Source organism: Myxococcus sp. SDU36 (assembly GCF_030168875.1).
In the GTDB taxonomy this organism is placed as follows: Bacteria; Myxococcota; Myxococcia; order Myxococcales; family Myxococcaceae; genus Myxococcus; species Myxococcus vastator.
Genome location: NZ_CP077414.1, coordinates 1941874 through 1955983, shown reverse-complemented (window position 1 = coordinate 1955983; position 14110 = coordinate 1941874). Strand labels below are relative to the sequence as shown.

Here is a 14110-nt window from a genome sequence, read left to right as displayed (position 1 = left end):
CGGCGGGGCAGCAGCGAGGGCGCGGATGATGCTGGGGAACAGACTGGCGACGGGTTCGAGGGTGGCGGTGGTGGGAGGCGGCATTGCCGGAGCGGGGCTTGCCGCCTCGCTCCTCTTCAACGGGAGGGCCCGCGGGCTGGCGCTGGACGTGCGCGTGTACTCCGGAGGAGCGCAGGAGCGCACCGCCCCGCCGGCGGTGCTGACGCCGGAATGCCGCTCACGCCTGGCCGCGCTGGGCTGCCGCATTCCCTCCGAATGGCGCGCCCATGAGCTGCGCGGCATGGAAATCATCGCCGAGGGCCGGCGCGAGCTGCTGTCCTCCACGCCCGGTGGCCTCTGGGTGGTGGACGGCTGGCCCCAGGGCCTGGGCGGCCTGGAGCAGGTGCGGGACGTGCTCGCCACCGCGTCCAGCGCCCAGGGCGCCCGCTTCCTTCCCCGCCATGTCGAGCGCGTGGAGCGGCAGGCCCCCGCGCCAGATGCGCCCGCCTCCGTGCGCGGCGCGGGTTCGCTGGTGGTGCGCGCCCAGGGCAGTGGAGATCGCTTCCACGCGGTGGCGCTGGCGTCGGGCGCCGGGCCGCTGATGGGTGACGCGTTCTTCAAGGGCTTCCGCCCTGCCCCCACCCTCCCTGCGGTGCAGGCCCGCCTGCGCCATGCTTCGCCTCGGCGGGAGCTGGCCCCGGTGGCCCGGCTGTGGATTTCGCCCCTGCCGACGGTGGATGGGCTGTTCCTGCTGCCCGGCGCCAGCTCGGTGTATGCGCTGGCCTTCGGGCCGGCGGTGACGCCCGCGGACCTGTGCCAGGTGCTGATGATGGCCGCGCGCGACGGACTGGTGGATGAAGGCTTCGAGCTGGCGGCCCTGGAGACCACCCGCCTGCCCCATGGACCGGGCCGGACGCTGGTAGCGCCGGGACAGCTTGCCGTGGGGCCCGCGGCCTTCGGCCACCCGCTCCAGGTGGGGCTGTCGGAGACGCTGGCTTCATGCAGCCGCGCGGCGGTGGCGCTGCTCGACGGCGGACTGGACGCGGGCACGCTGGAGCGCCGCTATGTGCGCGAGGGCCTGGGAGAGCTGCTGGAGGACGCCGCCGCGGGAGCCCGGACGCTCACCTGGCTGCGCCGCGCGGGGCCTCGGGCGCCGGAGGCCTTCGTCAAGGCGAAGGGGCGACAGACGCTGGGCGGCACCTTCGGCGGCGGCGTGCTGGGCCTGAGCGGCCCCACGCCCGTCGCGCTCCTGGGCACCGCGCGCTGGGCGGGCATCAAGGAGCTGGTGGGCTCCTGGCTGCGCACCACGGTGGAGCCGGTGCCCTCGGTGGTGCCGGAGCTGGAGCCGGAACTCTACTACGTCGTGGATGACGACCCGGACGCGCGCGAGGCGCTCACGGCGCTGCTGGAGAGCACCGGGGCGAAGGTGGTGTCCTTCGCCGACGAGCTCGCCCTCTTCTGCGCGGTGGCCCGGCGGCCGCCCACGGCCATCCTCCTGGACGTGGTGCTGCACTGGGTGGACGGCCTGCGGCTGGCCGAGGGCCTGAAGCAGCATCCCCTCACCCGGAACACCCGCGTGCTGGTGATGAGTGGCCTCAACCGGCCCCATGTCCGGCAGCGAGCCCTGGACGCGGGGGCGGAGACCTTCCTGCCCAAGCCCGTGGACCCGGACCGGCTGCTGCGCATCCTCACCGGCCGGGCCCCGGTGATGCCCGAGCTGGAGCCCGCGCCGCACGGCTCGGACGACGCGCGCGAGCTGGCCGCGGACCGCTACGCGTCCTGACCGCCACCGGGGATGGCCACCGCGGAGACCGGGGCGTGGATGACCTCGGCGCTCCCGGGCATCAGCGCCTTGAGGTTGCCGCGGATCGTCTCGCAGATCCGCTCCAGCGGCAGGTCGTTGTCGTCGTGGCCGAACGGGTCCTCAATCTCCACGCCAATCTCTTCAATGCCGAAGAAGACGTAGGCGACGATGAACGTGGCCGGCACCGTCAACCAGCCGAACGAGTCCACCAGCGCGAACGGCAGCGTGTAGCAGTAGACGAGCAACGCCCGCCGCAGGTGCATCATGTAGGCGAACGGAATGGGCGTCTTGTGGATGCGCTCGCAGCCGCCGACGTAGTCGATGAGCAGCTGGACGTTCTGGTCGAGCTGCATCTGGACGTATTCGGCGTAATAGCCCCGCTGCCGGCCCTCATCGAGCACGGCGGACATCTTCTGCGACACCGCAAGCGGGACGTGCTGGCTGCCGAGCACCGCGTCCGCTTCGTCACGCGGCAGCTCGGAGGCGACGGGGCCCAGGTCGCGCTCCCCTCGCAGTGACGCGGCGGCGGCATAGGGGAAGGTGCAAATCCACCGCAGCAGCGCGCCGTAGAGCGCGGCGTCCCGGCGCATGAAGACGCCGGAGGCACGGGCCAGGTTGCGCGTCTCGTTGACGATGCCGCCCCACAGCTTCCGGCCTTCCCAGAAGCGGTCATAGGAGGCGTTGGTCCGGAAGACGAGCAGCAAGCTGAGCGAGATGCCCGCCAGCGTGTGCACCGTGGCCGGGATGTCCAGGGGCTTGAGGTGGTGATGGACCGCGGTGACGCCCACGGCCCACAACACACAGACGAGGACCCGGGCCACGATTTCGCGGACCATGGAGCCGCGGAGATAATGAAAATAGCTCCACCAACGGTGCGGGTCGTAGTCAATCATGGTCGCAGGCTGCGTACGCTGCCGCGCCTGCGCGGGGCATGGCAAGCGCCAATCCAGGGAGGACCCTTGGGATGTGTCCGCCCTGGACTGGCGCTGGTGCCCCTGGCAGCCTGCCCGTCAGTGGGAGATGGAGGCAGGGGCTGGCGGATTACCCGAGCGGAGCACCTTGCGCACGGAGAGGGCGCCCGCCATCAGCGCCACGCCCCGGAAGAAGATGCCGATCCCCACCAGCGTGCCCACCAGCCAGACGGCGGAGATGGGCCACTGCCGCATCACGACGATGCCCAGGAAGATGGACACGGCGCCGTAGAAGAAGTCCCAGCCCCACTGAGGGTAGCGGTCCATCACCGAGGTGATGGCGTGGAAGAGCCCGCTGGCGAAGAAGTAGCCCGCCAGCAGCAGCGTCATCGCGCCCAGTCCCGCCGCCGGGTAGACGAGGACGAACAGCCCCACGACGACGGAGAGGATGCCGCTGAGCAGGTACAGCCAGAACGGCCCGCCCTGCTTGCGCGTCCGGAAGGCGGAGATGGCTTCCATGACGCCTGCGCCAGCCAGCATCGCGCCGAAGAGGATGGCCGTCACCAGGCTGGTGAAGAAGGCGGCCCCCAGCGCGACGATTCCCAGCAGCGTCATCAAAATCCCCATGATGAAGGGGCCACCCCAGGCCGCCGAGTTCGCCCTCCGCCTCGTGTCAGGGGTCAGGACTTCCGGTCTGCGTTCATTGGTGAAGGCCATGGTGACTGCTCCCGAAGCGGGTTCACTTCGGAGGCCGAACCGCCCCGCGTCTCGTCCGCCTGTCGGCTGGCGACAGAAGCGCCCGGCACATCCACCGCCGAACATGGGCTCCCGCGCCGGGGCCGACAACGCTCGCTGGCGCCGCTCCGCTCCCCGCCTGCCCCAGACTTGAGGCCGCGCGGGTGCGCCGCTGCCGCTAAGGCGCACCGCCGCCGCGCGGAAGCGCCGCCTCGTATGGGGGCGTCAGGAAGACAGCACCGGGCTCCTTCCGGAACCACGTCAACTGCCGTTTGGCGTAGCGGCGCGTCTCCTGCGCGGTGTCGTGAATGGCCTCTTCGCGCGTCATCCTCTCCTCAACGACGGCGCGCGCCTGCACATAGCCCACGCTGCGCATGGGCGCCGCCTCCGCGTACCCTCGCGCCAGCAGGTCGCGGGTCTCCTCGACGAGCCCACGCTCGAACAACCTCCGCGTGCGCGTGTTGATGAGCCCGTACAGCACGTCGCGCGGTGGCGACAGGACATACAACTGGAAGGGATAGCGGTCCGGCGCGAAGGCATGGGCCTTCCGGAACGCCGAGGCGGGCACACCCGTCTGCGCATGAATCTCCAGCGCCCGGATGACGCGGACCAGGTCCTGCGACGGGAGCTTCGCCGCCGTCTCCGGGTCCACCTCCGCCAGCTTCCGGTGCACCGCCTCGCGCCCCTCACCGGCCGCGAGCGCCTCCAGCTCCGCCCTCAGCTCCGGCAAGGCCCCGGGCGCCTCAAGCACACCGTGGAGCAACACGCGCAGGTACAGCCCGGTGCCGCCCACGACGAAGACAGGCCGGCCGCGCGCGGCGATCTCCGCGATGACGGCGTCCGCGCGCCGTTGGTACTCGACAGCGGAGAAGGTCTCCATCGGGTCCACGGCGGACACCAGGTGATGAGGCACCGCGGCCAGCTCCTCCGCGGAGGGCTTCGCCGTGCCGATGTCGAAGTGCCGATACACCTGCTGTGAGTCCGCGCTGACAATCTCGCCACCGGCCCGCTGGGCCAGCGCGATGGCCAGCGCCGTCTTCCCCGACGCCGTCGGCCCGGCAATCACCGTCAACAGGGGCCGCTGCGCTCCACCCTCACCCATTCGCCAACGCTCCCTGAATCACCGCCGCCGCGGACGCATCCCGCGCGAACACCAGCCGCACGGGCGAAACCTCCGACAGCAACCGCCCCGCCGCGCCGAGCAGCCCACCCCGCCCCACGGGCGTCGCCTCGGGCAGGAGGGCATTGACGAGCAGCATCCGTCCGACGTCTCCAGCGGCCCGCGGCTCCCACCGCGACACGCCGTCCCACGCCAGCGTCCCCACCGCGCGCAACGCCGCCTCCGCGGCCTGCCCCACGTTCCAGGGCGTCCCCGCCGCCCGCCAGCCCCGGCCGGGCTCCGGCCACACGGCCACCAGCTCGTCGGACAACACCTGTCCGCCCGCCCGCGCCCACAAGGCCCCCAGCGTGCTCTTCCCCGCGCCCGAGTGCCCCGTGAAGAGCGCGGCCCGGCCCTGGTGCGCCACCGCCACGCCGTGCACCAGCAGCCCGCCACGCCGAGCCAGCGCCCGGGCAAGCATCACCTTCAGCACCGTCTCCACGGGGAAGCGCCCCGGCCCCTCCACGTGGGCCTGGAGGCCATCAGCGGACAGGGTCGCGTCGTAGTCCTCGCCGGCCAGGCGCAGCGCGCCGTCCTCCCCGCGGAGGACTCGGGGCAGCTCGCGAGTGGCTGGAGCGGGACGCGCGTGGGCGGGGGCCACGGCCACGAGCCGAGCCACCTCATTGTCCTGTCGCGCTGGGGACACCACGAACCGGGAGAACATGCGCCGGAGCGAGTCTCGCAGGTCCGCCTCACCGACTTCCACAACGCCGGTCCACCCGGCGATTCGCAGGCACAGGGTCGCGTCCGCCGAGGGGCCTCCCGGCGGAAGGCTCAGGGAATGCACTCCGACTCACCAGGAATCTGGCACTGGGAAATCTGCGCGAGCGCCACGAAGGGCTGCTCCCAGAGAATGGCCGGCGCCTCATAGGCGGGGCCGGCGTCGGGCGGGGGCGTCGTCGGGAAGGCGTCCGAAATCATGAGGTGTGCGAGCGAGGAAGAAGGGACGTTCTTCATTCAAGGGAAAGGGACTGGGAACGCGCAGATGCGGCCATCCTCCGAGCCCACATGGAGGCGGCTCACCGTGTGGTCGATGGTGGGAGTCCCGATACGCTGCGCCCCCCCAATCGAGACCCGTCCGGAGTCGGAGCCATCCAGCAGCTCCAACTGGTGGACCTGCCCGTCGGAGCTGCCAACGTAGAGGCGCACGGCGCCATTCCGGTTGAAGGAGAAGGTGCCGGAGGGAGACGCAATCGGCGTGCTCCACCGGAGCACCGGCGGCGACTGGGCGGGCCCCGAGACGTCGTACAGCGCCACCTGGCCGGCCGCGAGGCTGGCCACGAAGCCCCCGCCCTGGGGCCGCACGAAGCTGGTGAAGGCAGGCGTGTTCGGCGCCGGGCGCGAGGCGACGGGCAGGCTCCACGCGAGCTGCGCCGTGGCGGCGTCGACGCCGTGCACGAAGCCGTCGCTGTCCGTCACCAGGATGAGGTTGCTGTACGCGTTGCGAACCAGGCTCAGCTCCACGTCGCCCACCGGGAGCTGGCCCAGCACCTGGCCCGTCAGCGTGTTCAGCACCCGGAGCGTGTTCGGCGAGCCCGCGTGCGCGCGCGTCGCCACGAAGAGCCGGTTGGTGGTGTAGTCCACCACCATGCCGCCCGCCACCATGCCCAGGTTTCCGGGCTGGTAGCTCCAGACCAGCGCGCCGGTGGCGGCATTCAGGGCCACCACCCGGTTGCGCGAGGCGTCCGCCAGCCGCGTGGCGAAGAAGACGAGGTCGCGGTTGGGATGCGCGGCCCGGTACGCGGCGTTCGCGTAGTCGAAGAGCTGCGTGACGGGGAACGATTGGATGGTGCCAATGGGCTGGCCGCCATTGTCCCAGCGCCACAGCACCTGGCCGGTGGCGGCGTTGAGCGCGCTGGCCACCCCACCCTGGTCGCCCACGAGGAGGTACTGCCCGGACAGGCCATGCAGCGGCACCACCGGGAAGCGGCTGCCGATGAGGCCCGCCAGCGGGCGAGGCCGCCACCGCTCCGCGCCATCCGCCGATGGGTTGGTGACCTGGGTGAGGTTGGCGACGACGGAGTCGTTGAAGGCGCTGAAGATGCCCGTGCCCAGCTCGGTGATGGGCTGCTGCATGGCATTCAGGCCCACCGAGTAGCACCACAGCGGCGCCGCGCCCACGCGAGCCCGAGGCGTGGCCACCAGGGCCTCCGACGTGGGCTGGTTGCCCGGCGAGTACCACCGCAGGTCATCCGAGTTGAAGACGCGGTAGTAGTACGTGGTGCCGTTGGTGACGGACGTATCCGTGAACGTCGTGGTGGCGCCCACGTCGTCCGCGTACACCACCTGGGCGTTGCCCAGATGCGCCCCCACCGCGTAGGTCAACCCTTGCGTCGGCGAGAGGTTCGGCGGCGCGCCCTCCGCGCGAAGCACCAAGACGCCCCCGTGTACCGCCGGGTTGTCCCAGGTGAGCGTCACGCTGCCATCGCGCGCCACGCCCGTGAGGCGGTTGACGTCCGGCACGGTGCCCTGCACCAGCGTCATGGGGGTTTCAACGCGAATCTGCGGCCCGCCGTAATCGTCGATGAGGTGGAAGCGATGACGGAACGTGGTGGGCCCGGACAGCGACGCACCCGACCCGAAGTTGGAATACACCACCGTGAAGGAGCGCTCGCCGTTGACCGGGATGCCCGTGGCGTTCGTCGACTCCCAGGTGATGCCCGTGTTGTTGTTGGACGCCATGCGCCACCCGGAGGGCGTCCCCAGCACACCGGAGATGGTGAAGTAGTTGAGCGCGGGCCGCAGCATCCGGACCTCATGCAGCGGCATGGGGCCCCGGTTCTGGATGGTGTAGATGACGGACCGGTTCGTGGAGTTGGCGGCCACGGCGCGGATGTTCGTCCGCACGCGGTGCGACACGATGCGCCCCTGGTTCGAATCCACCAGGTTCGACGTCACGGAGGCGCCGTTGCGCGTGGCATCCACCTGCCCCCGGAACCGGTAGTTCGCGAACTGGGGCCCCGTCACCTGGTACGTCCAGACGAAGTGCGCGGAGGCGCCCGGATCCAACCGGGGGACGCTCGCGGGCCCAGGCCCCGACACGAGCGCCGCCGCCGCCGAGCCCTCGAACACGGGCGCGCGCGGCGTCACGTTCAGGAACGTGTCCGTCGACGACGGGTTGGTCACCGTGAGCCGCACGCGCACGGTTTCATTGTTGAACGCGTCGTCGGTGTCCACGTCCATGGCCACCGGGAGCGCGCCCACGTTGACCATCCGCGTGTCCACCACGGGCGACCGGGTGTTCCCGTTCCCGCTGACGCCCCGCACCTGCGCCACCAGCGTCCCGGCCGAGCCCGTCCGCGCGAGCGCGGCGTAGACGCCCGCGTTCCGGCTGGGGATGTTCGTGCGGAACGACGCCGGCTCGATGTCCACCACCTGGAAGGTGACGGCGCCCGCGCCCGTGGAGGGCCCTTCAATCGTGCTGTTGTTCTGGTTCGCGCCCGTCCGGTTCTCCACCACCATGCGGGCGTCGACGTCGCCCCCCACCCCCATCACCCGCGGCCGCACGTCCACCTGGGTGTACAGGCCGGAGCGAATCCAAGTGGCGGCAGGGGTCGTCACCGACGTGGTGAAGTCCCCGCCCGCGCAGGTGTCGCGCGCGAGCGTCTGATTCGCCACGAAGCGCTCGTTGTTCTGGTCGCTGTTCGACGTCGGCGGAACCACGCGCAGGACGAACCGGGCCGTGTCGCCCTGCCCCAGGCCATAGTCGCCGCTCCCACCACAGGAGTCCGAATTGTAGAAGATGACCCACCGCTCGCTGGCGATGTAGTCCACCGTCCAGCCCGGGGGCGGGATGGACGCGAGCGGGATGTAGCCATTGGGCAGCGCGAACCACACCTCGTTGATGCGCCGGAACTGCGGCGACCCGCTGGAGGTGTTGTTGCGGACGTCGACCGTCAGCTCGGAGGCTTCGTCCATCACCACGCGCGCGCGGGTTTCGCCACCCTGCGGCTGCGTGGTCAAGACGAAGGTCCGGGACGTCGTCTGCGCCCACCCCAGCGTGGGCGCCAGGAGCGCGGCGGCGGCAATGAGGGGAATGGAGAATGGACGCATGAATGGAGCCCTCACGGATCCAGAGTGAAGGAAGCCGCCGTCAGCGGCGCCCCATCGAGGAAGAACCGGGCCTGCCACGTCCCGCTCATGCCGGACGTCGCCACGGCCGTGCCGGCCACGGGCAGGGAGAAGCGCACCGTGCGCGACTCGTCCACGCGCGAATCCACCTCCGCCGAGCGCCGCTCATACGGCAACCCGGAAGGCGGCACGAACTCCACGGACACCGTGTGCCGGCCACGCACGCCGCTCACCGTCAGGTCCACGTTCACCTGCTCCACCGACAGCGCGCCCCGGCCGCCCTCTCCCAGGTCCATGACGGTGGCCGAGCCCCGCGGCACCGCCGCTGGCGGCGGCACTTCTGGCTCCTCCACCGGCGCGGGCGGCGGACGGGCCTCCGAACCCTCGCGCGGAGGCAACACGTCCGTGGGCGCCACCGGCTCCAGCGCCGGGGGCGCGTGGACGGGGGCACGGGGCGCCACGCCTTCCGTGCACGAGGCCAGCATCACCGCCGCCGCCAGGAGCGCCAAACGCGTCCGCATCACCGTGCCTCCTCCAACTCGTCGATGAGCCCCAGCCGGGTCAGCTCCGAGAAGAACTTGAGCGTGTCGGTCAGCACCTGCTCCACGTTCCACCCATGACGCTGGGCCACCTGCTCCACCAGGGCCCGCGCAGTGCGCGTCCCGTCGCACAGCTTCCAGATTTCAATGGCCGTTGCGTTGAGCCCACGCAGGGTGTTGCCCTCGGCGTCCAGGATGATGAAGTCCGAGCCGAAGCGCTGACCGGAGACGCCCTCGCGCCAGCGCGGCGCATGGTCCGCCGCGAATTCCTTGCTCATCGCGCACCTCCCCGGCCCAGCAGCGCCGCCAGACGCCACTTCACGGCCACCCGCAGGCGGCCCAGCCACCGGGGCCCTCGGTCCCACCCCGTCTCCAGGACGACGCCGCCCCGGCGCACGCGGCGCACCCGCCCCAGCACCCGTGATGGCGCCAGCGGAGGATCCTCCTGGGGTGAGTTGTCGCCGCGCAGCGCCACCGCCTCGGCATCCCACCGCCGCAGCCGGTGCAGCACCAGGGCATGATCGAAACGCGCCAGCAGGACGTCACCAGGCTGCGGCGCCCCCTCCAGCGGCTCCACGCCGGCATGGTCGCCCGAGCACAACGACGGCCACATGCTGTCCCCGTGGACGGGGACCCAGCTCAGGGCCGGATGCACAACGGGGGCGGAAGTGTCGCGCGGCATCGCAGGCCAGTCTAGCCGACCCGACCCGCGCCCGCGAGTTCCACCGCCCCGATAACCCAGCGTTTATCAGGGGTTACGCACCTGCCTCAGTTTCTCAGACTTGGCAAGAACCGCCTGGAATACTGTTCTGGACCCCACGGAGCCCTATGCCGGGACAGCCTTCCGCTCCCGCACCACCCTGGCGACCTCGTCGAGCGCGACGGGGATGGGCTCCCCGCCGGCCATGGGCTTCAGCTTCGCCTGGCCACTGGTGCGCTCGGCCTCGCCCAGCACCAGGGTGAAGTCCGCGCTGCTCTTGTCCGCGCGCTTCATCTGGCTCTTGAGGCTGCCTCCGCGGGTATCGAACTCCACGCGCAGGCCCTCGCGGCGCAGGCGGCTGGCCAGCACCAGGGCGGCGTCGTGCGAGCCCGCGTCCGCCACCGCGACGAAGATGTCCGGCCGCACGGCGAACTGCTGGCCGCTCTCCTTCAGGAGCAGCACCAGGCGGTCCAGGCCACAGGCGAAGCCCACCGCGGGCGCGTCCGGCCCACCCAGGCTCTTCACCAGCTTGTCATAGCGGCCACCGCCGCCCACGGTGCTGGCGGTGCCCAGCGCGGGGTGCGAGGCGACGAACTCGAAGACGGTGCGCGTGTAGTAGTCCAGCCCACGCACCATGCGCGGATTCACGACGTGCCGGACGCCCAGCGCCGTCAGCTTCCGCTGCACGTCGTCGAAGTGCGCGCGGCAGGGCTCGCACAGGGTCTCCAGCACATTGGGACCGGCCGCGGCGATGGCCTGGCACTTCTCGTTCTTGCAGTCCAGGACGCGCAGGGGGTTCTTCTCCATGCGCTTCTGACAGTCCCCGCACAGCTCCTCGCGGTGGGCCTGGAGATACGCCACCAGCTTCGCGTGGTACGTGGGCCGGCAGGCCTCATCCCCCAGCGAGTTGATGTTCAGGGTGATGTCCTTGAGCCCCAGCCGCTCCAGGAACTGCATCACCATGTCCATCATCTCGACGTCCTGGGCGGCCTCTTTCGCGCCGTAGGCCTCCGCGCCGATTTGATAGAACTGCCGATAGCGGCCCGTCTTCATCCGCTCGTAGCGGAACATGGGCCCCGTGTAGAACCAGCGGGTGAGCGGCTCCTGGTTGGCCACGGAGTGTTCGATGTACGCGCGCGCCGCGGGCGCGGTGCCTTCCGGGCGCAGGGACAGGCTGCGGTCCGCCTTGTCGTTGAAGGTGTACATCTCCTTCCCGACGATGTCGGTCTCCTCGCCCACGCTGCGCACGAACAGGGCGGTGTCCTCCACCATGGGCGTGCGGATCTCACCGTAGCCGAAGCGGCCGAACAGCTCGCGGGCCAGCCCCTCCACGTGCTGCCAGATCTCAATCTCCCCGGGGAGGAGATCGTTCATGCCCTTGACGCCCGCGACCTTCTGGCTCACGCGATGACTCCGATTCGCTTGCCCAGCCGCACCACGGCCTCCTCCTGGAGGCTCTCATCCCAGGTGATGCGCTTGGGCTCGAACAGGAGGATGACGGTGGAGCCCATCTCGAAGCGGCCCAGCTCCCCACCCTTCTCCACCGGCATGGCCGCGCCGTAGCGGTGCACCTTGCCGGGCTGCCCGGTGTGCGTCGTCACCTCGTCGTAGGCCGCCTTGATGCGCGACACGCAGGTGGCGCCCACCTTCACCACCGCGCACTTGCCCGCCACGGTGTCCAGGTACGTCACCAGCCGCTCGTTGACGCAGAACAGGGACTGCTTGTTCTTCACCGACGCGGGGTTCACCGGCCAGAACTCGCCGGGGATGTACGCGTAGCCCGTAATCGTGCCGCCCAGCGGCGCGTGGATGCGGTGGTAGTCGCGCGGCGACAGGTAGATGGTCGTCCAGGCGCCGCCGTGAAACGGCCTGGCGGCCTCGGCGTCTCCCAGCAGCTCGTCCACCGTGTACTCGATGCCCTTGGCCTGCAGGCAGCGCCCGTGGTCCGAATAGCCCACCTGCGACACGCGGCCGTCCACCGGGGACACCACCACCTGCTCCCCCGCGTCCACCGGCCGCAGGCCGGGCTTCAGGCCCCGGGTGAAGAACTGGGCGAAGGTCGGGTACTGCTCGAAGGAGTGCTCGGCCTCCTCCATGTCCACGTTGTAGGCCTTGGCGAAGGCGCGCATCGCGGCCTGGTGCACCGGCGCGGGCACGGGCAGGCGCGTGGCCATCCCCACCACGGAGGAGAGCGCGGACTTGGGCAACACCTGCATCAACTTCATGAAAGTCTGGTCGTTCATATCGGCGAATCGGTGCTAGCGACCGGCGTCGGTCGCGGGTGCCGGACCGCCGTCGGGAGTGACAGGGACGGTCTGGACGGCACTCTTGGGTAACAGCGTGAGGACCTTCCCTGCTTCAATCAGGAGGAAGGCGTCCTGATGCTGGGGGTACTCCAGGCGGCAGGCGGTGCGGTCGGCGAGCTGCCAGGTCTCCCGCATGCCACGCCCCTGCACGTCGATGGGGGTGCCCCGCTGGAAGCACCCCCGGAAGCCCGCCACCAGCTCGGACGCGGCCGTGCCAGCCTGAGGGCCAGCGCTGGCGTCCGGAGGCCCGGCGTCCGGGACTTCCGCCGGAGCCGCGGGACGCGCCGGCTCCTCGGTGGACGGCGCGGTGTAGGAGCCCGGCGGCAGCTCCCGAGCGCTGGCCACGGCCTCATCCCGCTCGCTGGCGGCCGCCGCCATCCGCTGCCGGCCGTCCTTGATGCGCTTCAGCAGCTCGCGGGCGCCCTCGGCGTCCAGGCTGTCCGCGGGGACGCGCTGGAGCTGCGCCTCGATTTCACCCACCCGCGGATCCAGGTAGGCGTCATCCAGCTTCTGCGCGTAGAGCTCGCGGAAGCGGCGGGCGGCCTCCTCGTACTCGGCGGAAGGCGCGGGAGGCTCGCGGCGGCAGCCGGCGGGCGCCAGCGTGAGCAGCACTGCGGAGACGACGCCCACGAGGGGCCTGAGGGACGCTCGGAGGACCAGGGTGCGCACGACACGGGTTTATGTCATTTCCCCGCGCCTGTCCGCCTTTTGTGCCCCGGAAGCGCGCCTCAGACGCCCAGGAACAGGCGCTTGCCGAAGTTCAGCGCCAGGTCCGCGTCGAAGATCTTCTGCGCCGACGTCTCGATGTCGTACTCGACGCGGACGTACTCCACCGTGCGCGCGTCCGTGTCGCAGATGACGAAGCACGCCCGGTTGTCGTAGTCGCGCGGCTGGCCCACGCTGCCCACGGAGATGATGTACTTGTAGCCCCGGCGGATGCCGAACTTCTGGGCCACCACGTCGTTCACCTCGCCGTTGCCAATGGCGAAGGCGCGGCACAGGTGGCTGTGGCCAATGAAGGTCACCTCCGGCAGCTCCGCCACGTAGGGCGTCAGCTCCCGGGCCTGCTCCAGCGCGAAGATGTACTCGTACGCCTTCGGGTCGATGGGCGACCCATGGCAGAAGCCCACGTCGCCAATCCGGTACGTGTACGGGAGGCTGCGCAGCCAGGCCATGTTCTCATCGGTGAGGACGTTGGCGGACCAGTCCAGCGCGTGCCGGGCGGCGTCGTAGTAGTACGAGTAGTCCATCCGCCCCGCCACCGCCGCGTCGTGGTTGCCCAGGAGCGTCACCTCCGCCACCGAGCGCACCAGCTCACAACACGGGTTGGGCGACGCCCCGTAACCGACGATGTCCCCCAGCGAGACGAACCGGTCCACCTTCTGGTGCTCGGCGACGCGGAGCACCTCGGTGAGCGCCTCGATGTTGGAGTGGATGTCGGAGATGACGGCGATGCGCATGCGGGGCCTCGGTCCGGTGGCGTGGGCTCAACCCGCCCAGCCGGCCTTCACCTGGTTCTGCTGCTGCTGCGAAATCATCTGGCGAAGCCGTCCCAGGGTATCGCTGTCCAGGGACTCGAAACGCAACCCCATGCCCGCGGGAAGCGCTCGTTCCTCCGCCTCCCGGAGCCACACCACCGTGGCCTGGGCCTGGATGTCCTCGTGGCCCGCGGGAGACAGCTTCACCACCGTCCGCGCCCCCCGCGCCAGGGGCGTGCTCGTGCGGAGGAACAGGCCTCCCTCGCTCAAATTCGAGATTCGCGCGTAGAGCGTGACGTTGTCACCCTCGCACCAGCACCGAAGCTGGGTGGGAATTCGCGTGGACTTTCGGTTTTCGCTCAACCCGGAACCTTCTTCCGTCACCCGAATCCGCAGCCTAGGGACGGCCTGATTCCGCAGTCAAGTTC

15 protein-coding genes are annotated in these 14110 nt (G+C 70.6%); 1 reads left to right on the top strand and 14 read right to left on the bottom strand.

Annotated elements, in window-relative coordinates; all coding sequences use genetic code 11:
* Nucleotides 1-25: 25 nt before the first annotated feature.
* Nucleotides 26-1762, top strand: coding sequence for a response regulator (locus tag KGD87_RS07930; RefSeq protein WP_284666864.1), 1737 nt, complete (start codon nucleotides 26-28; stop codon nucleotides 1760-1762).
* Here KGD87_RS07930 and KGD87_RS07925 read toward each other — a convergent pair.
* From KGD87_RS07925 to KGD87_RS07860, 14 genes are all read right to left on the bottom strand, one after another.
* A complete protein-coding gene (locus tag KGD87_RS07925; RefSeq protein WP_284666863.1) occupies nucleotides 1750-2676 on the bottom strand; it encodes a bestrophin family protein in 927 nt (308 codons plus the stop codon). The two genes, KGD87_RS07930 and KGD87_RS07925, sit on opposite strands and share 13 nt — an antisense overlap.
* Before the next feature lie 117 nt (nucleotides 2677-2793).
* Nucleotides 2794-3321, bottom strand: coding sequence for an HdeD family acid-resistance protein (locus KGD87_RS07920; protein ID WP_350101743.1), 528 nt, complete (start codon nucleotides 3319-3321; stop codon nucleotides 2794-2796).
* A gap of 286 nt (nucleotides 3322-3607) precedes the next feature.
* The gene (miaA, locus tag KGD87_RS07915) at nucleotides 3608-4531 is read right to left on the bottom strand and encodes a tRNA (adenosine(37)-N6)-dimethylallyltransferase MiaA (RefSeq protein WP_284666861.1); all 924 of its coding nucleotides are present in this window, start codon (nucleotides 4529-4531) and stop codon (nucleotides 3608-3610) included.
* Nucleotides 4524-5375 (bottom strand): hypothetical protein, encoded by an 852-nt coding sequence (locus tag KGD87_RS07910; RefSeq protein ID WP_284666860.1) that lies wholly within the window; start codon nucleotides 5373-5375, stop codon nucleotides 4524-4526. The genes miaA and KGD87_RS07910 overlap by 8 nt, the downstream gene beginning before the upstream one ends.
* Complete coding sequence (locus KGD87_RS07905; protein WP_284666859.1) at nucleotides 5363-5509, bottom strand: hypothetical protein; 147 nt, start codon at nucleotides 5507-5509, stop codon at nucleotides 5363-5365. The genes KGD87_RS07910 and KGD87_RS07905 overlap by 13 nt, the downstream gene beginning before the upstream one ends.
* A 36-nt stretch (nucleotides 5510-5545) precedes the next feature.
* Nucleotides 5546-8641 carry an outer membrane protein assembly factor BamB family protein gene (locus tag KGD87_RS07900; RefSeq protein WP_284666858.1) on the bottom strand — a complete coding sequence of 1032 codons (3096 nt, stop codon included), beginning with the start codon at nucleotides 8639-8641 and terminating at the stop codon, nucleotides 5546-5548.
* Nucleotides 8642-8652: 11 nt separating this feature from the next.
* Entirely contained in the window at nucleotides 8653-9180 is a 528-nt protein-coding gene (locus KGD87_RS07895; protein WP_284666857.1) for a hypothetical protein, read from the bottom strand.
* Nucleotides 9180-9476, bottom strand: coding sequence for a PqqD family protein (locus KGD87_RS07890; protein ID WP_284666856.1), 297 nt, complete (start codon nucleotides 9474-9476; stop codon nucleotides 9180-9182). The genes KGD87_RS07895 and KGD87_RS07890 overlap by 1 nt, the downstream gene beginning before the upstream one ends.
* Nucleotides 9473-9880, bottom strand: a complete 408-nt coding sequence (locus KGD87_RS07885) for a S24/S26 family peptidase (RefSeq protein ID WP_284666855.1) — start codon at nucleotides 9878-9880, stop codon at nucleotides 9473-9475. Before KGD87_RS07885 ends, KGD87_RS07890 begins: the two co-directional genes overlap by 4 nt.
* Nucleotides 9881-10024: 144 nt before the next feature.
* Nucleotides 10025-11272, bottom strand: a complete 1248-nt coding sequence (hisS, locus tag KGD87_RS07880) for a histidine--tRNA ligase (protein WP_284668599.1) — start codon at nucleotides 11270-11272, stop codon at nucleotides 10025-10027.
* 26 nt (nucleotides 11273-11298) lie between these two features.
* The gene (gene asd, locus KGD87_RS07875; protein WP_284666854.1) at nucleotides 11299-12141 is read right to left on the bottom strand and encodes an archaetidylserine decarboxylase; all 843 of its coding nucleotides are present in this window, start codon (nucleotides 12139-12141) and stop codon (nucleotides 11299-11301) included.
* Nucleotides 12142-12156: 15 nt separating this feature from the next.
* Nucleotides 12157-12873 carry a cystatin family protein gene (locus KGD87_RS07870; protein WP_284666853.1) on the bottom strand — a complete coding sequence of 239 codons (717 nt, stop codon included), beginning with the start codon at nucleotides 12871-12873 and terminating at the stop codon, nucleotides 12157-12159.
* A gap of 59 nt (nucleotides 12874-12932) precedes the next feature.
* Nucleotides 12933-13664, bottom strand: coding sequence for a metallophosphoesterase family protein (locus KGD87_RS07865; RefSeq protein WP_090492537.1), 732 nt, complete (start codon nucleotides 13662-13664; stop codon nucleotides 12933-12935).
* 27 nt (nucleotides 13665-13691) lie between these two features.
* Complete coding sequence (locus tag KGD87_RS07860; protein WP_284666852.1) at nucleotides 13692-14045, bottom strand: TIGR02266 family protein; 354 nt, start codon at nucleotides 14043-14045, stop codon at nucleotides 13692-13694.
* Between the last annotated feature and the right edge of the window lie 65 nt (nucleotides 14046-14110).